The organism is Duganella sp. 1411 (assembly GCF_017833525.1).
Classification (GTDB): domain Bacteria; phylum Pseudomonadota; class Gammaproteobacteria; order Burkholderiales; family Burkholderiaceae_D; genus Rugamonas.
The window spans coordinates 201,673-221,299 of sequence record NZ_JAFICD010000008.1; the positions used below are offsets into that span (position 1 = coordinate 201,673).

The 19,627-nt window shown below is 65.2% G+C and carries 11 protein-coding genes; 6 read left to right on the plus strand and 5 right to left on the minus strand.

Translation table 11 applies throughout. The annotated features are described in order from the left end of the window. Positions 1 to 55 precede the first annotated feature (55 nt). The gene (locus tag JOD97_RS28960) at positions 56 to 2,980 is read left to right on the plus strand and encodes a TonB-dependent siderophore receptor (protein WP_209726202.1); all 2,925 of its coding nucleotides are present in this window, start codon (positions 56 to 58) and stop codon (positions 2,978 to 2,980) included. A 231-nt stretch (positions 2,981 to 3,211) separates the two neighbouring features. Beyond that, on the plus strand, positions 3,212 to 6,070 hold the full coding sequence (locus tag JOD97_RS28965; protein ID WP_209726204.1) for a TonB-dependent siderophore receptor: 2,859 nt from the start codon (positions 3,212 to 3,214) through the stop codon (positions 6,068 to 6,070). A gap of 72 nt (positions 6,071 to 6,142) precedes the next feature. Here the strand turns inward: JOD97_RS28965 and gap are convergent, their stop codons facing one another. Then, a complete protein-coding gene (gap, locus tag JOD97_RS28970; protein ID WP_209726206.1) occupies positions 6,143 to 7,153 on the minus strand; it encodes a type I glyceraldehyde-3-phosphate dehydrogenase in 1,011 nt (336 codons plus the stop codon). 49 nt (positions 7,154 to 7,202) lie between these two features. Continuing rightward, positions 7,203 to 9,170 (minus strand): transketolase, encoded by a 1,968-nt coding sequence (tkt, locus tag JOD97_RS28975; protein ID WP_209726215.1) that lies wholly within the window; start codon positions 9,168 to 9,170, stop codon positions 7,203 to 7,205. A gap of 259 nt (positions 9,171 to 9,429) precedes the next feature. Here tkt and JOD97_RS28980 point away from each other — a divergent pair, with 259 nt between their 5' ends. From JOD97_RS28980 to JOD97_RS28990, 3 genes are all read left to right on the plus strand, one after another. After that, positions 9,430 to 10,155, plus strand: coding sequence for a 16S rRNA (uracil(1498)-N(3))-methyltransferase (locus JOD97_RS28980; RefSeq protein ID WP_209726217.1), 726 nt, complete (start codon positions 9,430 to 9,432; stop codon positions 10,153 to 10,155). A gap of 85 nt (positions 10,156 to 10,240) precedes the next feature. Beyond that, on the plus strand, positions 10,241 to 10,792 hold the full coding sequence (locus tag JOD97_RS28985; protein ID WP_209726219.1) for a flavodoxin family protein: 552 nt from the start codon (positions 10,241 to 10,243) through the stop codon (positions 10,790 to 10,792). Positions 10,793 to 10,930: 138 nt separating this feature from the next. Next, entirely contained in the window at positions 10,931 to 12,211 is a 1,281-nt protein-coding gene (locus tag JOD97_RS28990) for an aspartyl/asparaginyl beta-hydroxylase domain-containing protein (RefSeq protein ID WP_209726220.1), read from the plus strand. Positions 12,212 to 12,271: 60 nt separating this feature from the next. On the opposite strand, the gene JOD97_RS28995 is transcribed toward JOD97_RS28990, so the two are convergent. Both JOD97_RS28995 and JOD97_RS29000 read right to left on the minus strand, forming a co-directional pair. Then, entirely contained in the window at positions 12,272 to 15,184 is a 2,913-nt protein-coding gene (locus JOD97_RS28995; RefSeq protein ID WP_229264803.1) for a TonB-dependent receptor domain-containing protein, read from the minus strand. A 26-nt stretch (positions 15,185 to 15,210) separates the two neighbouring features. Continuing rightward, complete coding sequence (locus JOD97_RS29000) at positions 15,211 to 15,411, minus strand: hypothetical protein (protein ID WP_209726223.1); 201 nt, start codon at positions 15,409 to 15,411, stop codon at positions 15,211 to 15,213. Positions 15,412 to 16,411: 1,000 nt separating this feature from the next. On the opposite strand from JOD97_RS29000, the gene JOD97_RS29005 reads away from it, so the two are divergent. Beyond that, positions 16,412 to 18,070, plus strand: a complete 1,659-nt coding sequence (locus JOD97_RS29005) for an NAD(P)/FAD-dependent oxidoreductase (RefSeq protein WP_209726225.1) — start codon at positions 16,412 to 16,414, stop codon at positions 18,068 to 18,070. Positions 18,071 to 18,172: 102 nt separating this feature from the next. Here JOD97_RS29005 and JOD97_RS29010 read toward each other — a convergent pair whose 3' ends face one another. Beyond that, positions 18,173 to 19,531: a sensor histidine kinase gene (locus JOD97_RS29010; RefSeq protein ID WP_209726227.1), complete on the minus strand. Its 1,359-nt coding sequence runs from the start codon at positions 19,529 to 19,531 to the stop codon at positions 18,173 to 18,175. Between the last annotated feature and the right edge of the window lie 96 nt (positions 19,532 to 19,627).

Below are 19,627 nucleotides of genomic sequence, written 5' to 3' on the forward strand. Positions count from 1 at the left end.
AAAAATATTATTTCGACAATTCGCGCAGACCACTCAAATACTCAGGGAGTTGGAAATGATGAAAGAAAGAACATTGTCCCGTTCGGTGCGCATGATATGCGTGACGGGTCTGGCGTTGGGCCTGCAGGCGGCCCACGCCCAGGAGGCGGCGTCCGAGCCGATCCAGAAAGTGCAGATCACCGGTTCGCGCATCTCGTCGCCGAACGCCGATTCGCCGTCGCCGCTGCAAATCCTGACCTCGGCCGACATCGCCGCCTCCGGCGCCGTCAACCTGCAGGAACTGATGCAGAAGAACCCGACGATGGGCACGCCGACGCTGAGCCGCACCAACTCCAACTTCCTGACCTCCGGCGGCGGCGTCTCGACCGTCAACCTGCGCAACCTGGGCGACTCGCGCACCCTGGTGCTGGTCAACGGCCGCCGCTTCGTCTCCGGCGTTCCCGGCAACACGGCGGTCGACCTCAACACCATTCCGACCGACTTCATCGAGCGGGTCGAACTGCTGACCGGCGGCGCCTCGGCCACCTACGGCTCGGACGCGGTGGCCGGCGTGGTCAACATCATCCTGAAGAAAAACTTCGACGGCGTGCTGATCGACGCCCAGGGCGGCCGCAGCAGCGAGAGCGACGACAGCAAGCGCAAACTGGCGCTGACCTTCGGCACCACCAGCGCCGACGGCGCCAGCAACCTGATGGGCCACTTCGGCTATTCGAAACAAGGCGCCGTCTACTCGCGCGACCGCGCCGCCTCGGCCGTCGACCAAACCTCGGCGATCCTCAAAGGCCGTCCGGACCTGGCGTTCGTCCCCAAGCGTCCGAACTATTCGGGCTATGCGCCGCAGGGCCACTTCTACGATGACACCGGCGACTACAGCTACGACGCCAACGGCAATGTGATCCCATGGAGCACCAACGGCGTCAACGGCGTCGGCGCGACCGGCTACAACCGCTCGGCGCTGCGCACCATCGCCGTGCCGACCGAGCGCTACCTGTTCGCGCTCAACGGCACCCGCGCCCTCAGCGAAAACCACAGCGCTTTCTTCGAAGGCACCTACGCGGCCACCAAGGTATCGACCAACATCGAGGCCTTCCCGATCGGTTCGGACGACGTCTACAAGGCCAGCGGCCAGGTGCCGGCGGGCTCGCTGGTCAACGGCGTGGTGGTGAAAAATCCGCTGGTGCCGCAGTACCTGTGGGACCGCATCAGCGACAACGACGATGACGGCATCCCCGACTACTTCTTCACGCGCCGCCTGTCCGAGTTCGGCCCCCGCCACGCGACCGTCGACCGCGACACGTTCCGCCTGGCCACCGGCGTCAAGGGCACCGTCAAGGATTGGAACTACGAGACCTACGTCAGCTACGGCAAAACCAAGGAATCGCAGAACTCGACCGGCCAGGTCAACGTCCCCAACCTGCGCAACGCGCTGCAGGCCATCCCCGGCACCGGCGCCGGCGGCGCGCCGGTGTGCGCCGACCCCAACGCGGTCAAGGAAGGCTGCGTGCCGATCAACATTTTCGGCTTCAACACCATCACGCCGGAGGCGCTCAAGTACGTCACGGCGCCCGGATCGCTGCAGACGGCGGTGACGCAGAAACTGGCCGGCGCGTCGATCAGCGGCGATTTGTGGCAGCTGCCGGCCGGTAAGATCGGCATCGCCGCCGGCTTCGAGTGGCGCAGCGAGGAATCGAGCTCGGTGCCCGATCCGCTGACCCAGACCGGCCAGAACGCCGGCAACGCGATCCCGCCGACCTACGGCAAGTTCAACGTGCGCGAAGTGTTCGCCGAAACGCGCGTGCCGCTGCTCAAGGACCAGCCGTTCGCCAAGGAACTGAGCCTGCTGGGCACGTTCCGCCACGGCGACTACTCGACCGTCGGCAGCACCAACAGCTGGAACGCCGGCGCCGAATGGGCCATCACGTCGGACGTCAAGCTGCGCGGCACCCGCGCCCAGTCGACGCGCGCGCCCAACATCAACGAACTGTACCAGGCGCCGTCGCAAGACTTCCCTAGCGGGCTGGTCGATCCCTGCACGGGCGTGACGGCGACGCAGACCTCGGCGCTGGCGATCAACTGCCGCGCGGCGCCGGGCGTGGCCGCCAATATCGCGGCCAACGGCGGCGTCTTCACGCTGACCCAGGCCGACGAGCAAGGCATCAGCGGCTACAACAGCGGCAATCCCAACCTGAAGGCGGAAAAAGGCCGTTCGAGCACCATCGGCCTGGTCGTCACGCCGCGCTCGATCCCGGTGCTGAGCAAGTTCACGTTCACCGCCGACTACTTCAAGATCAAGATCGCCGACGCCATCGTGTCGACCGAACGCCAGTACGCGCTGTCGCAGTGCTATAACCAGGGCAATCCCGTGTTCTGCAAATTCATCACGCGCCGTCCGGCACGTGTGGGCAACCTCAGCGCCGGCTCGATCGACCTGAGCGACACCGCCGTCACCAACAGCGGCGGCGTGGGCACCGAGGGCATCGACATGACGGTCTCCTGGTCGGACAAGGTCGGTCCGGGCCGTCTGAGCACGCAGCTGGCCTACACCCGCCTGCGCGAACTGTGGAACAAGGCCACGCCGGATGCGGATCGCAACGACGACGTCGGCGAGGTCACGTCGACGCAGATTAACGCGCCGCGCAACAAGGCCGTGTTCAACGCCGCCTACAAGTGGGGCAATCTGGGCGCGACGTGGACGGCGACCTACAACGGCCCGGTGGCGTTGGACGACCAGTTCCTCAAGAGTCTGGAAATCGCGCCCGGTTCGGTGGGCGTCGGTTCGCGCACCTACAACGACTTCCAGTTCACCTACGACCTGAAGAAGACGGTCCAGTTCTACCTCGGCATCAACAACGCGTTTGACGCCAAGGCGCCGGCCATCATCACCGGCCTGCCCGGCAGCACCACCGGCACCGAGACCGACGCCTCGACCTATGACGCGATCGGCCGCCGCTACTACCTGGGCGTGCGCGTCACGCTGTAACCGGCCGTCACCGCCGCGCGTCGACCAAAAGCCTTCCCGATCCTGTCGGGAAGGCTTTTTTTGTGAATAAAAACAACATTAGGATACAGTCAAGTAATGCAAAACGTTGTATTTTTTGTTTGGCAATGAAGTTTTTGGATTCCGGCAACTATACTGAAACTAGTTGAACGTTATTGTTTCAACGAAAAAATACGGCAATCAGGCCTAACTGTATAGTTATCGGGAGTGAGCATGTCAAAAATAGCATTGAAAGTAGGTGTCGCCGCGGTCGCGCTGACCCTGGGCTCGTCCAACGTCGTGCTGGCGCAGGATGGCGACGCGAAATCGCTGGAAAAAGTCGTCATCACCGGTTCGAACTTGAAGCGTATCGATACCGAAACGTCGACCCCGGTGCAAATCATGCGCCGCGAGGAAATCGCCCGTCTCGGCGTCAACTCGGTCAAGGAGGCGCTCGAAACACTGACCGCCTCGAACGGCGCGCTGTCCGACATCGGCGGCTCCAATTCCTTCGCCGGCGGCGCCTCGGCCGTTTCACTGCGCAATCTCGGCAAGCAGTCCACGCTGGTGCTGCTCAATTCGCGCCGCGTCGCCCCGTACGCGCTGGCCGACTACAACGAAGTGTTCACCAACCTCGATGCGCTGCCGCTCGACGCCATCGAGCGCATCGAAGTGCTGCGCAACGGCGGCTCGTCGATCTACGGCTCCGACGCCGTCGCCGGCGTCATCAACATCATCACCCGCTCCGACTACCAGGGCGTGCAGGCGCGCGCCAGCTACGACCAGTCGCTCAAGAACCAGCAGTTCAAGACCAAGACCGCCAGCATCACCGCCGGCATCGGCGATTTCGACAAGGACAAGTTCAATGTGCTGGCCAACATCGAGGTGTTCAAGCGCGGCGAGGTGATCTGGCGCGATGTGGTCAACGACATCAATCCCGCCTACGGCGACAAATTCTCGGCCGTCGCGCCAAATAGCGGCCTGATGTTCGGTAACCGCGGCGCGCCGTCGACCTACTCCTACCCCGGCAACCTGATCGGCCAGGGCGGCGTGCCCGGTTGCGCCACCGTCAACAGCGCCGGGCTGTGCGTCTACGACCGCTTCAGCCGCTTCGAAGCGGTACCGAAGTCAGACCGCGTCAACGGCCTGCTGTCGGGCAAACTGAACCTCGGCGGCGGCACCGAGGCCTTCGCCGAAGCGCTCTACTCGCACACCAAGACCAATTACACCAACGCCTTCGGCACCTACGGCTCGACCACCGCCAACGCCATCTGGGGCGATCCGTCCACCGGCAACGGCAAAAGCTTCATCTACCAGTACCTGCCGGCGAGCCATCCGCTCAACACCACCGGCGGGGACGTCGAGTTCCGCTACCGCTGGGCCGACGCCCCCGCCTACCGCGAGACCGACAGCGACCAGTACCGCGTGCTGGGCGGCCTGAAAGGCACGTGGAACAACTACGACTGGGAAACGGCGGCCGGCGTCATGGGCAGCAAGACCAAGGACCGCACCTACGGCTCGCTCAGCGACAGCGGCTTCAAGAAGGAGGTTGGCGACTACAACAACTTCGACCCGGACACCGGCAGCATGCTCGATCCGAACTTCTTCAACCATGGCTACAAGATCGGCCAGGTCAACTCGCCGGAAGTGCTCAACACCTTGTTCCCGGCCCAGGGCTACGACGGCAAGATCACCCAGTACTTCGCCGACGCCAAGATCAGCGGCGAGCTGGGCAAGATCGGCGAGCGCGCCATCGGCGTGGCCGCCGGCGTTGAAGTGCGGCGCGAGAGCTTCCGGATCACCCCCACCGCCAACCTGCTCGCCGGCGACATCGTCAGCTACGGCGTGGCCACCGCCGACGCCTCGCGCACCACCGAGGCGGCGTTCACCGAGATCAACCTGCCGGTCACGTCGAGCATCGACATCACCGGCGCCGCCCGCGTCGACAAGTTCCCCGGCTTCAAAGCGCACGCGTCGCCGAAACTGGCGGCGACGTGGAAAGCGACGCCGGCGTTGATGTTCCGCGGCACCGCCGAATCGGGCTTCCGCGCGCCGAACCTGACCGAAAGCGCGCAATCGAGCAAGTTCGCCTTCAGCCCCAGCGTGGCCGATCCCAAGCGCTGCGGCAAGGCCCAGGCGCTGGGCAGCGACCTGCGCAACCAGTCGGCCGCGCTGCCGGCCAGCGATCCGAACAAGGCGCTGCTGCTGGCGCGCGCCGACACCGTCGAAGGCAACGAATGCGCCGTCGGCTTGCCCAGCATCGTGCGCAACAACCCCAACCTGAAACCGGAAACGACCCACATGGGCACGGTCGGCTTCGTGCTCGAACCGTTCAACGGCACCAACATCTCGCTGGACTACTGGAAAATCGAGCGCAAGGACGAGATCGGCAACAAGAGCACCGACGAGCTGCTGGCCTCCGAAGCCGACCAGCCCGCCGGCGTCGTCAACCGCGCGCCTTTGTCGGCCGACAAGACCTTCACCGCCGCCGAGCAAGCCCAGTACGGCGTGACCGCGGGCCGCCTGGTTTCGACCACGGGTTCGTTCCTGAACGTGGCCCGCACCAAGACCAGCGGCTTCGACCTGTCGGCCAACACCCGCTTGAACACCGGCATCGGCCGCCTGGACCTGGGCGCCAACGCGACCTACCTGCTGGACCTGAAGAACTACAGCTCGGCGCTGAACAACTACGGCGACAACCTGGCGGGCCGCTATGGCTATTCGAAAACCTCGGCCAACTTCAACGCCGCGCTGAAAACCGGCGACTTCAGCAACAGCCTGCGCCTGATCTACCAGAGCAAGACCGCGCTCAACGACGACTACTTCGACGAAACCTACACGCTGGCCGGGTGCGCGTCGCGCAAATGGAGCGTCGACGAGTGCCAGATCAAAGCGTACAAGCGGCTCGACTGGAACCTCAGTTACACCGGGGTCAAGGACTTGACCGTGTCGCTGTTCGTGCGCAACCTCACCAACAACCGCCCGCCGGTTGATTTGCGCGCCTTCAACTCGGCCGGTGGCGTGATCCCGCAGGACAACCAGGACGTCAGCCGCCGTTCGGTCCGCCTGACGGCGGAGTACAAGTTCTACTGATCCGCTCGGCACCGCCATAAAAAAAGCCCTCCCGGCGCGAACCGGGAGGGCTTTTTTATCGGATGAAACGAATTACTTCGCGGTCATCAGCGCCACGGTGGTGTCGAGCATGCGGTTCGAGAAGCCCCACTCGTTGTCGTACCACGACGACACCTTGACCAGGCGGCCCGACACCTTGGTCAGGGTCGAGTCGAAGTTCGACGACGCCGGGTTGTGGTTGAAGTCGATCGACACCAGCGGCTCGGTCTGGTAGGTCAGCACTTCCTTGAGCGCGCCCTCGGCGGCGGCCTTCATGATCGCGTTGACTTCGTCGACGGTCGTGTCGCGCTTGGCGATGAACGACAGGTCGACCAGCGAGACGTTGATGGTCGGCACGCGGATCGCGAAACCGTCGAGCTTGCCGTTCAGTTCCGGCAGCACCAGGCCGACCGCGGCGGCGGCGCCGGTCTTGGTCGGGATCATGCTCATTGTGGCCGAACGGGCGCGGCGCAGGTCTTCGTGCATCACGTCGCTCAGCACCTGGTCGTTGGTGTAGGCGTGCACGGTCGTCATCAGGCCGGTTTCCAGGCCGATCGCGTCGTTGAGCGGCTTGACCAGCGGCGCCAGGCAGTTGGTGGTGCACGAAGCGTTCGAGATCACGGTGTCGGTCGACTTCAGCACGTTCTGGTTGACGCCGTAGACGATGGTGGCGTCGACGTCCTTGCCGCCCGGCGCCGAGATGATAACCTTCTTGGCGCCGCCCTTGAGGTGGGCCGAGGCCTTCTCTTTGGTGGTGAAGAAGCCGGTGCACTCGAGCACCACGTCCACGCCCAGGTCGCCCCATGGGATTTCAGCCGGGTTGCGCTGCGCGAACACGCGGATCACGTCGCCGTTGACGATCATGTTGTCGCCGTCGACTTCCACCGTGCCGGGGAACTTGCCGTGGGCGGTGTCGTAGCGGGTCAGGTGGGCGTTCGACTTGGCGTCGCCCAGGTCGTTGATGGCCACGATCTGGATGTCCTGCTTTTTGCCGCCTTCGTAGAAAGCGCGCAGCACATTGCGGCCGATGCGGCCGTAGCCGTTGATTGCAACTTTGATCGTCATACTCTGCTCCTGATTAAAAAAATAAGGTAGTCCGGTCTGCAATTATAGATTATGCAATGACCAGTTTGACTTTCGCCACGACGTTCTCCACCGTGAAGCCGAAATGCTTGAACAGCACGCCGGCCGGGGCCGACTCGCCGAAGCTGTCGATGCCGACCACGGCGCCTTCCAGGCCGACGTATTTGTACCAGAAATCGGTCACGCCGGCCTCGATGGCCACGCGCGGCACGCCTTTGGTCAACACGGCGGCCTTGTAGGCGGCGTCCTGGCGGTCGAACACGTCGGTCGACGGCATCGACACCACGCGCGCGGCGATGCCCTCGGCGGCCAGCGCCGAGGCGGCGGCCACCGCCAGCTCGACTTCCGAGCCGGTGGCGATCAGCGTGACCTTGGCGTCGGCCACTTCGCTCAGCACGTAGCCGCCGCGGGCGACGTCGGCGATCTGCTGCGGCGTGCGCTCCTGGTACGGCAGGTTCTGGCGCGAGAAGATCAGGGTCGACGGACCGTTCTTGCGCTTGACCGCCTCGCCCCACGCCACCGCCGATTCGACGGTGTCGCACGGACGCCAGTTGTCCAGGTTGGGGATCAGGCGCATCGACGAGATGTGCTCGACCGACTGGTGGGTCGGGCCGTCCTCGCCCAGGCCGATCGAGTCGTGGGTGAACACGAAGATCGAGCGCAGCTTCATCAGCGCGGCCATGCGCAGCGCGTTGCGGCTGTAGTCGGAGAACGTCAGGAACGTCGCGCCGAACGGGATGTAACCGCCGTGCAGGCTGATGCCGTTCATGATCGCGCTCATGCCGAATTCGCGCACGCCGTAGTTGACGTGGTTGCCCGGCTTGCCCGAACGCACAGGGATCGATTCCTTCCAGTTGGTCAGGTTCGAGCTGGTCAGGTCGGCCGAGCCGCCCAGGAATTCCGGCAGCACCGGCGCCAGCGCCTGGATGGCGTTCTGGCTGGCCTTGCGGGTGGCGATGTTTTCCTTCTTTTCCACGCAGGCGGCGATGGCGGCGGCCAGCGCGCCGTCGAACGCGGCCGGCAGCTCGCCCTTCATGCGGCGCGTCAGTTCGGCCGCCTCGGCCGGGAACTTGGCGCTGTAGTCGGCGAACAGCGCGGTCCATGCGGCTTCCTGCTGGGCGCCGGCCGCTTTCGCGTCCCACGCGGTGTAGAGCTCGGCGGGAATCTCGAACGGCGCCGGGCTCCAGCCGATGTATTCGCGCACGGCGGCGATTTCCTTGTCGCCCAGCGCGGCGCCGTGGACCTTGTCGCCGCCCTGCAGGTTGGGCGAACCCTTGCCGATGACGGTCTTGCAGCAGATCAGGGTCGGCTTGGTGGCGGTCTTGGCGGCGGCGATCGCGGCCGACACGGCGGCCACGTCGTGGCCGTCGACGGCGCGGATCACGTTCCAGCCGTACGCTTCGAAGCGGGCCGGGGTGTCGTCGGTGAACCAGCCCTCGACCTTGCCGTCGATGGAGATGCCGTTGTCGTCGTACAGCGCGATCAGCTTGTTCAGGCCCAGGGTGCCGGCCAGCGCGCACACCTCGTGCGAGATGCCTTCCATCAGGCAGCCGTCGCCGAGGAAGGCGTAGGTGTAGTGGTTGACGACGTCGTAGCCGGGCTTGTTGAATTCATTGGCCAGCAGATACTCGGACAGCGCCATGCCGACCGCGTTGGCGATGCCCTGGCCCAGCGGGCCGGTGGTCGTTTCCACGCCCGGGGTGACGTCCACTTCCGGGTGGCCCGGGGTTTTCGAATGCATCTGGCGGAACGAACGGAGGTCGTCCATCGTCACCGCGTAGCCGCTCAGGTGCAGCAGCGCGTAGTGCAGCATCGAGCCGTGGCCGTTGGACAACAGGAAACGGTCGCGGTTGGCCCATTTGGGGTTGGCCGGGTTGTGGCTGTAATGGCCACTCCACAGCGCAACGGCGATCTCTGCCATGCCCATCGGCATGCCTGGGTGGCCGGAATTGGCCTTCTGGACGGCGTCCATTGCCAGCGCGCGGATCGCGTTAGCCATTTGGGTGTGCGGGAGCGTAGTGTTCATCGTGTAAGTATGTGCGGGAGGTTTGGAATCCTGGAGCTGCCAACTGCCGTGCTGCTGAACGCAGTATTCTACCAGAGCCTACCCCGGCGGCCCAAAATTGGCGGATTTGCAACACCCGGCCGGCAAAACCCGGCGGCGGCGAGGGCGCGGCGTGCGGCCGCCGGCCCAAGTAAGTCACCCGGACGCTGGCGTAGCGACTAAAATTGTCGGTCATCCCAGACCGGACTTTCGCATGCCCCGCTTTTACATCCCCCAGCCGCTGGCCGTCGGCCAGCTGGTCACCCTGCCCGACCCCGTCGCCCACCACATCCAGGTGCTGCGCCTGGCCGAGGGCGACCTGGTCACGCTGTTCAACGGCGAGGGCGGCGAATACAGCGCCACCTTGACCCGCATCGAGCGCCGCGGCGCCAGCGTCGAGATCAAGGCGCACCACCCGCGCGACATCGAGCTGCCGTTCGCCATCACCCTGGCGCAGGCGCTGCCGGAGGGCAGCAAGATGGACTGGATCATCGAAAAGGCGATCGAGCTGGGCGTGTCGGGCTTCCAGCCGCTGGCCGCGCAGCGCTGCGTGGTGCGGCTGTCGGCCGAGCGCGCGGAAAAAAAGCTGGGCCACTGGCGCGGCATCATCGAATCGGCGTCCGAGCAGAGCGGGCGCAACCGCCTGGCCCGGCTGGCGCCGCTGCAGGACTATAAACAGTGGATCACCCAGCAGGACATGCACCGGCGCATCATCCTGACGCCGCGCGCGCAGCAGTCGCTGCCGGACTGGGCGCGCCACCAGGGGCCGCAGGCGGTCACGCTGGTGATCGGCCCGGAGGGCGGCCTGAGCGAGCAGGAGGAAGAGGCCGCGCTGCGCCACGGCGCGCTGGCGCTGGCGATGGGGCCGCGCATCCTGCGCACCGAGACGGCGGCGCTGGCGGCCGTCGGCGCGCTCAGCGCGATCTGGGGCGGCATGTAACCCCTACCTTTTGGTGAGTATTTACCAAACGCCCGCGCATCGACTAATCTATGGCTTCCGTTTAACTTTTTATTGAAGAGGCCACATGAGCAAAATCGTCATCGTCTATCACTCCGGTTATGGACATACCAAACGTGTTGCGGAATACGTCAGTGAAGGTGCCGGTGGCGAATTGCTGGCGATCGACGCCGAGGGCAACCTGCCCGACGGCGGCTGGGAAAAACTGGCCGCGGCCGACGCCATCATCTTCGGCACGCCGACCTATATGGGCGGCCCCAGCTGGCAGTTCAAGAAATTCGCCGACGCCAGCTCCAAGGTCTGGTTCGGCAGCGGCTGGAAGGACAAGGTCTTCGGCGGCTTCACCAACAGCGCCAGCTTCAGCGGCGACAAGCAAAACACCCTGGTCTACCTGAACACGCTGGCCTCGCAGCACGGCGGCATCTGGGTCAGCCTCGGCATGCTGCCGTCCAACACCAAGGCCGCCCAGCGCACCGACCTGAACAACATCGGCGGCTCGGTCGGCGCCATGGCGCAATCGCCGTCGGACGCCGGCGTCGATGAAATCCCGCAAGGCGACCTCGACACCGCCAAGGCCTACGGCGCCCGCGTCGCCGGCATCGCCGCGCGCCTGAAGTAAGCCGGCTGGCACCGCCGCCCCACCCGCGCGCGCCGCCAGGCCGCGCGGGTTTTTTTTTGTCGGCAAGGCGCGGCGGGCGGGCTATAATTTTTCTTCTGGCAACCGCCAGTTTCCACCATAAAAGAAAAGAGGCCGCCCATGGCTGACCCCGAAATCGCGATCCTGGAAGCGGCCGCCGTCCAGGCCGCCAAAGCCGGCAAGGAGGAGGACGCCGCGCGCCTGTGGGCGCGCCTGCTCGAGCTGGCGCCGGCGCACGCGCCGGCCCTGTCGGCGCTGGGCAGGCGCGCCTTCCGCCACGGCGACCACGCCACCGCCCGCCTGGCCTTCGAGCGCCTGGTGCGCGCCGACCAGGACGATCCGCAAAATTGGATCAGCCTGGCGCTGGCGTGCCAGGCGCAAAAGGACGAGCAGGCCGAGGAAACGGCGATCCACAACGCGCTGGTGGCCGATCCGTCCAACATGGTGGCGCTGATCCTGCGCGCCAACCTGCTCGAGCGCCACGGCAAGACGCACCAGTCGGCCAAGGTGTACGGCGCCGTGGCCCAGGTGGCGCCGCCGCTGGAGCGGCTCGAACCGGGCCTGCGCACCGCCGTCGAACACGCCCGCCACTATGTCGACAACTACCAGGCCGGGTTCGGCCGCTTCCTCGACGGCTTCCTCGAGCAGCAATACCGGCAGCACGCCGGCGCGGACCTGGGCCGCTTCCGCGAATCGATCGACATCATGGTCGGACGCAAGCGCCGCTACGAGTCCGAGTCGATGCTGTACCACTACCCCGGCCTGCTACCGCAAGCGTTCCTGCCGCGCGCCGACTTCCCGTGGCTGGACGCGATCGAGGCCGGCACCGACGCCATCCGCGACGAGTTCCTGCGGGTGCTGGAAGCCGAACAAGACTTCGTGCCCTACCTGACCTATCCGGACGACGTGCCGCACAACCAGTTCGCCGAACTGAACAACTCGCCGCGCTGGAGCGCCTTCCACCTGCTCAAGGACGGCGCGCCGGTGGACGGCAACGCCGCCCGCTGCCCGCGCACGATGGCCTTGCTGGGCCAGGCGCCGCAGCCCGACCAGCCCGGCCGCACGCCGACCGCGATGTTCTCGCTGCTCAAGCCCAAGACGCGCATCCCGCCGCACGTCGGCGTCAGCAACGCCCGCCTGGTGACCCACCTGCCGCTGATCGTGCCGCCCGGTTGCGGCTTCCGCGTCGGCAACGAAACGCGCCAGTGGGTGCCGGGCCGGGCCTGGGTGTTCGACGACACCATCCAGCACGAGGCGTGGAACGACAGCGACCAGCTGCGCGTGGTGCTGATCTTCGACATCTGGCATCCGCAGCTGTCGACGGCCGAGCGCGAGATGATCACCGCGCTCACGCGCGGCATCAACGATTTCCGCCAGCAGCAAGGCGGCTTCGACCTCTGACGGCGCGCCAAAAAAAAACGGCGAACCGAGGTTCGCCGTTTTGATTGATACCGGTTGCGATTAGAAGCGCGCGGTCAAGCTCATGAAGATCTTGCGGCCGAGGGCGTCGTACATCGATGGGAACGTGTTGGCGTTACCCACGCCGGTGCCGGCCGAGGCGGTCAGCGGAGGATCCTTGTCGAACAGGTTGTTGATACCCGCCGTCAGCGAAATCTTCTTGGTCAGCGCGTAGCTGGCGGCGAAGTCGATGTAGCTGCGCGCGCCCAGCGTGCTTTCAACCGGGAACACGGTGCCCTTGATCAGCGGGTTGTCGCTGGTCTTTTCCAGGTCCACTTCCTTGAAGTAGCGCCAGGTCAGCGCCAGGTCGGCCTGCCATGGGGTGTTCCAGTTCAGGCGCAGCTTGTGACGCCATTTCGGACGGGCCTGGCCGCACTTGCCGGCGCCGTTGTACAGGCCGGCGCAATCGTAGGAACCTTCGCCCGGCATTTCTTCGACCTCGAAGCTCTTCAGGTAGGTGCCGTTCATGACCACACCCATGCGGCCGTAGGCGCCGATCTTCTGGTCGTAGCTGAAGCCCAGGTCCAGGCCCTTGGTGCGCAGGCTGCCGATGTTGGTGTTGGTGCCGATGATCGACGCTTCCGGCAGCAGCCACAGCGTGCCCAGGCGGTCGCGCGTGATCTGCGAGCAGAAGGCGGCGTCGCCGGTCTCCAGGCACTTGCTCAGCGTCGTCGTCGGGCTGACGTTGCTGATGGTGTCGTCGACCTTGATGTCGAAGTAGTCCGCGGTCAAGGTCAGGTTGCGCATCGGCGCGATGACCAGGCCCAGCGTGTTCGACTTCGAGGTTTCCGGCTTCAGGTTCGGGTTGCCGCCGGCCAGGTAGTTGTATTGGCCGGCCGGGCTGTCCTGGATATTGCCGTACTGGGCGGCGGTCACGCCGGTGCGGGCGCATTGCGCCAAGGTGGCGGTCGGCTTGGTGCCGGCGCATGGATCTTCGTCGTTGTCGTACAGGTTGTTACCCGCTGGCGAGAACAGCTCGATGATGTTCGGCGCGCGCACGGCTTTTTGATGCGAAGCACGGACCTTGACCATCGCCATCGGCTGCCATTCCAGGCCCAGGCCGTAGGTGTTGGCCGACACGCCGGTGTCGATCTTGGTGTGGCGGAACGACAGGTTGGTCGACAGCAGTTCGGCGAACGGCTTGTCTTCCAGCAGCGGCACGCGCAGTTCGCCGAAGATGTCCTTGACGACGTAGCGGCCCTTGACCGGGCTCACCGGACCGCCAGCACCGTCGAGGTCGAAGTTCTGCGACGGACCGTCGGGATTGAGCTCGATCTGTTCGACACGGCGCTCGGCGCCGAACGACACGCCCACGCCGCTCTTGGTGCCGGGCACCTTGATGCCGTACTCGCCCAGGTCGGCGCCGATGGTGCCGCTCTGGACTTGTTGCTGCGTATAGCCGAACTGCTGGCCGGGGATCTGGATGTAAGCCAATTGCTCGGGGGTGACCGCGCCCAGCGCCCATGGATTGTACGGCACGCATTTCGGGTCGGTGCCGGCCACGGTGGCGGCGCAGGTGGCCACGCCGTTGACGTTGACCACGTCCAGCGCCTTGGCGCCGCGCTCTTTCGAGAAGTAGTTGTCCGAGCTGCCCGAGAAGCGCACTTTCGACGTCTGCGCGTACACGTCGTAGGACCACTTGCCCACTTCGCCCTTGGCGCCGAACAGCATGCGGTACGAGGTGTTGGTGAACAGCGCATCGCGGCCGCCGCCTTCGACGTTGCGGCGCTGGATGACGACGTCGGTCGAGTCGCCCGGCGCGAACAGGCTCATGGCGTTGCGCATGGCCGGGGTCAGCATCGGATTGTCGTACTTGATGTTGTAGACGTTGCCGAACAGGCCGCCCGGGGCGATCTGCGCGTCGCTCTTGTCGTCGTGGAAGGCGAAGTTGCTGTACACACGCAGCTTGTCGGTCACGTCGTAACGGGCCGACGCGGCCACGCCATAGCGTTCGTCCGGACGCTGCAGGTGGTTGATCGGGCCGAAGTTGTAGGCGTCCAGGTTGCCGTTGTAGAGGCGCGGGTCGCCCGAGGCGGTGGTGGTGTAGACGGTGTTGGTCTTGGTGTTGGTGAAGCGGCCGGTGGCGTTGGTGCCCGAGCCGCCGCAGGCGAAGCCGGCGGCCGACGCGGACAGCGAGCAGGCGCTGAAGTCACGCTCCGATTGCAGCAGGGCGTCGTCTTTTTTGTAGCTGAAGAACAGGGTGGCGTTACCCTTGCCGTCGGCGAAGTTACCACCGATGAGCAGCGAGGCGTCCTTGGAACGGCCGTCGAAGCGCTTGTTGTCCGGAACGGCGAACTGGCTCGGGTTGGTGGCCGCGCGCTTGGCGACGATGTCGGCCACGCCGCGCGGGTTGTTCTGCTGATGGTTGTAGCCACTGCCGTTCAGTTCGACCTGCACGCCTTCGAAACTGTCGTTCATGATGAAGTTGACCACGCCGGCCACCGCGTCGGCACCGTAGACGGCGCCGGCGCCGCCGGTCATCACTTCCACCCGCTTGATCAGCGCCGAGGGAATTTGGTTCAAGTCGGCGGCCGAGGTGCCGGGCGAGCCGGCCGGCATGCGGCGGCCGTCGACCAGCACCAGGGTGCGGTTGTCGCCCAGGCCGCGCAAGTTCACGGTCGCGGTGCCGGTGGCGCCGTTGACGACGTTGCCCGATTGCGAAGCGAACACCTGCGGCAGGTTGTTGAGCAGGCTCTCAACGTTGCGCACGCCGTCGATCTTGATGTCCTTCGATCCGAGCACGACCATCGGGCTGATGCCGTCGGTGTTCAGGGTCGGGATGCGCGAACCGGTCACTTCAACCTTTTGCATCGCCTCGGGGGCGGCTTCCTGCGCGGTGGCGGCTTGCATACCCAGCGCGAGGCCGCTGACGAACATCACGCGGATCGAGCGAGACAGTACTGTTTCCTTGATCATTATATTGAATTCCCTTGGTGTGTTTATTAGACGTTTTCCTGCATCTTTTGAACGACGAGTAAAACGACCCTTTTATTTTTTAAGCATTGATAGTCTGGATAAAACCATTCAATACTGCCCTGCTCTTTCAAAACCTTTTCACTGCCGGTGGCAAAGTCCGGGAAAGGATCATGGGCGAATAATCCTGAACTTTGCCGCCATTCATAAAAACATAGCAGCTCGGCCATTGTCAATGAACCTGAAGGCGGGCCGGGGCGGCCGCCGCGCGGACATTTTCGCGCGCACCAATTTGGGGCACCGGTTCGAGCCATCGCTCAGGGAGGAATTTTATTGTCAATGAGACATCTTTTGGACTTGTATCGTCTTCACAACAACGCGCACCGGAATCGGGAGAAATATTTTTATTTAGGCATCTTTAATGTTTTTTTTGATAATTTTCATTTCACTAAAAAACAACAAAAAAGCTATTCTGCCAAGCTTTCCACTCGGAAGTAATGTGGCTGCCGGGGTTTGCACCAAAAGGCGCCGGCGTCAAGCCCGCGCCGCAGAAAATCAAGGGTTGCCACTTCATTCGCAAAACAAAGAACATCGAAAACCGCGCATCGCCGACGCCGCGCGCGCGTAATGTTGGTAGTTGCCGCGCCGCCGGCTTCGGCGCACGAGCGCGCCGGCCGTATAAAACGCGGACGGCGGCCAAAGTGGTGCAAGTCGCCTTTTAGCAACAAACGCCGTCGTTGTCGCCACACAAACCATTTCTTAATCGCAACGTTTAGATTTTGACAAAGCGCTATCTTGCTTGCCCGATGGAATGAGAATCGGGTGCGGAAAACCGCGGCCCGGCCATGCGCGGGATGCGCGGAATAAATAGCGTTGAAATATACGCGCGCATCGAATGAATATATCGAAAGCGCCGGCGGGACCATGCGCGATATTATCCAGCGCGCTATCGGCGGGCCGCGCCATATAATCGCGGCGGCCGCCGGCGGCCTTAACGGCGCGCGCCGCGGCGGCCGCTCCCTGAACTTAATATTCTATAAGCGGGCTCGCGGCGTTTTATATTTCCCACAAGCGCGATCGGCCGCATTTCAACAGGCGCAGCGGCCCCCGCAAGCTGCATCCGGCCGGCAATATTGGTAAAATACGGGCTTACACGGGCCGGGCCCCGGGCCACGCCCGCGCCGGACCGCCGACCATGGCGCCTAGACAGCGCCCGCCGAGGAATCGATCATGCTGCGTTTAAACGAAGTCAAGCTCCCGCTCAACCACACCGAACAAGAACTGCCGGCCGCCATCCTGGCGCGCCTCGACATCCCGGCCGACGCCCTGCTCGGCTTTACCGTGTTCAAACGCAGTTACGACGCGCGCAAGAAAACCGCGATCGTGCTGATCTACTCGCTCGACGTCGACGTCAAGGACGAGGCCGCACTGCTCAAGCGCCTCAAGCACGACGCCCATCTGATGCCGTCGCCGGACACGTCGTATAAATATGTCGCCGCCGGCGAGCAACTGGCCGGCCACGACCGCAACCCGCGCCCGGTGGTCATCGGCACCGGGCCGTGCGGCCTGTTCGCGGCGCTGATCCTGGCGCAGATGGGGCTGCGGCCCATCATCCTCGAGCGCGGCAAGCAGGTGCGCGAGCGCACCGTCGACACCTTCGGCTTCTGGCGCAAGCGCGAGCTGAACCCGGAGTCGAACGTGCAGTTCGGCGAAGGCGGCGCCGGCACCTTCTCGGACGGCAAGCTCTACAGCCAGATCAAGGACCCGAAACACTACGGCCGCAAGGTCCTCACCGAGTTCGTCAAGGCCGGCGCGCCGGAGGAGATCATCTACGTCAGCAAGCCGCACATTGGCACCTTCCGGCTGGTCAAGATGGTCGAGCAGATGCGCGCCAACATCGAGGCCATGGGCGGCGAATACCGTTTCGGCAACAAGGTGGTCGACATCGAGATCGAACCGCTGGGCGACAACCCCGGCGACGGCGGCCAGGTGCGCGGCCTGACCCTCGAGAGCGGCGAGAAGATCGCCACCAACCACGTGGTGCTGGCGATCGGCCACAGCGCGCGCGACACCTTCGAGATGCTGTACGAGCGCGGCGTGTACATCGAGGCCAAGCCGTTCTCGATCGGCTTCCGGGTCGAGCATCCGCAATCGCTGATCGACACCTGCCGCTTCGGCCCCAACGCCGGCCATCCGATCCTCGGCGCGGCCGACTACAAGCTGGTGCACCACGCCTCCAACGGCCGCGCCGTCTACAGCTTCTGCATGTGCCCGGGCGGCACGGTGGTGGCGGCCGCGTCCGAACCGGGGCGCGTGGTCACCAACGGCATGAGCCAGTACTCGCGCAACGAGCGCAACGCCAACAGCGCCATCGTGGTGAGCATTTCGCCGGAGGTCGACTATCCGGGCCACCCGCTGGCCGGCATCGAATTCCAGCGCCGGCTGGAGGAAAAAGCGTTTGAATTGGGCGGCGGCACCTACAACGCCCCGGGCCAGTTGATGGGCGACTTCGTCGCCGGCCGCGCCTCGACCGAATTCGGCGCCGTGGTACCGTCGTACAAGCCGGGCGTGCACCTGACCGACCTGGCGCAAATCCTGCCGGAGTTCGCCGTGACGGCGCTGCGCGAAGCCTTCCCGGCGTTCGACAAGCAGGTGCGCGGCTACTTCAAGCACGACGCCGTGCTGACCGGGCTGGAGACGCGCACCTCGTCGCCGATCCGCATCAAGCGCCGCGACGACACGCTGCAAAGCCTCAACACGCGCGGCCTGTTCCCGGCCGGCGAGGGCGCCGGTTACGCCGGCGGCATCCTGTCGGCGGGCGTGGACGGCATCAAGGTGGCCGAGGCGGTGGCGCTGTCGATGGCGGCCGATAATGCGGCCCAACCCTGACGCGGCCAAACCCGGCTCGCTTTAAGCAAGCGCGGGCGGCACCGCGATGGGGTCGTACCCGGTTGGGTACGACCCCGGGTGGCCGCGCGGGTTGGCGGGTGCTTACGCCCCCACCCCCACCGGCAGCCGGATATGGATGCGGCACCCCGGCGCATCCGGCGACACCGCCACCTGCCCGCCCATCTGGTGCACGATCGTGTAGACGATATGCATGCCCAAGCCGGATCCGCCCTGCCCGCGCTTGGTGGTGAAAAACGGTTCGAACAGCCGCTCGCGCGCCTCCGCCGTCAGGCCGACGCCGTCGTCGGCGAACTCCAGCAGCAACCAGCGCGCGCCCGCCTCGACCACGTCGCGCCCGGTCAGGACGATGGCGCCGGGGCCGCCGTTCGGATAGCCGTGCCTGGCGGCGTTCATCAGCAGGTTCGACAGCACCTGCGACCAGCGCCCGGCGTCCAGCCGCACGCGCAGGTCGGCGCCGATGTCGACGCCGACCCGCAGGCCGACCTTGCGCAGCTCCGGACCGTGCGCCGAGACCACGCTGAGCACGTGGTCGCGCAACCCCAGCTCGACCACACGGGTGCTGCCCTGGTCGACCGCCAGCTGCTTGAAGTCGCCGATCAGATCGGCGGCGCGCGCCAGGTTGCGCTCGACCAGCAGCGCCGCTTCGCGCAGCCGCTGCGCCGTGGCCACCAGCGCCGAGCGGCTGACGCGCTCGCCGCTGACGCATTTGACCAGTTCCTCCGCATACGAACTCAGGCTTGACGACGCCGTCACCGCCACGCCGATCGGTGTGTTGACCTCGTGCGCCACGCCGGCCACCAGCGCGCCGAGCGCGGCCATCTTCTCCTGCTCGACCAGGATCGCCTGCGCCGCCAGCAGCGCCTCGCTGCGCTGTTGCACCGTGTGCTCGAGCAGCCGCTCGCGCTCCTGGTGCTGCAGCTCGGCCGCGCAGCGCGTGGCGAAGATCGACAGCAGCGACAGCGCCAGCAGGCGCTTGTCGTCGGAGATGGCGCGCGTGTCGATGGCCGACAGGATGCCCAGCGTGTTGCCCTCGGTATCGATCATCGGCATGCCGATATAGCTTTCGGCGCCCATGTCGACCAGCAGCGTGTCGCGCGGGTAATCGGCCTGGATGCCGCTGGCGTGGAAGCACATGCTCTGGTCGGTCACGTCCTGGCATGGCGTGTGCAGCAGGCTGTATTCGAGATTCGGCAGATAGTCGCCGCCGCCCCACAGCGCCAGCGTGCGGATGCCCTGGTGGCCGTCGGCCATGGCGATCAGGCGGCCGGCGATGACGTAGCGCACATCGAGCGCCGCGGCCAGCTCGCGCACCATGAGGCGCAGGAAATCGTCGCCGCGCGCCCGCGAGGTCGAGGCCGTGATCGCGCGCAGCGCCGCCTCGGCCGGCGCGCGGCCGTGGGCGCTACCGCACAAGGGCCCCGGCGGCAACTCGTCACTCATCGCATCCCCCCAAATGGACAGGTTTTCGATTGTACCGTCGTTCGTACGGATGAACACGGTTTAACTTTTATCGAGCTCTAGCACGAAATTGCCATA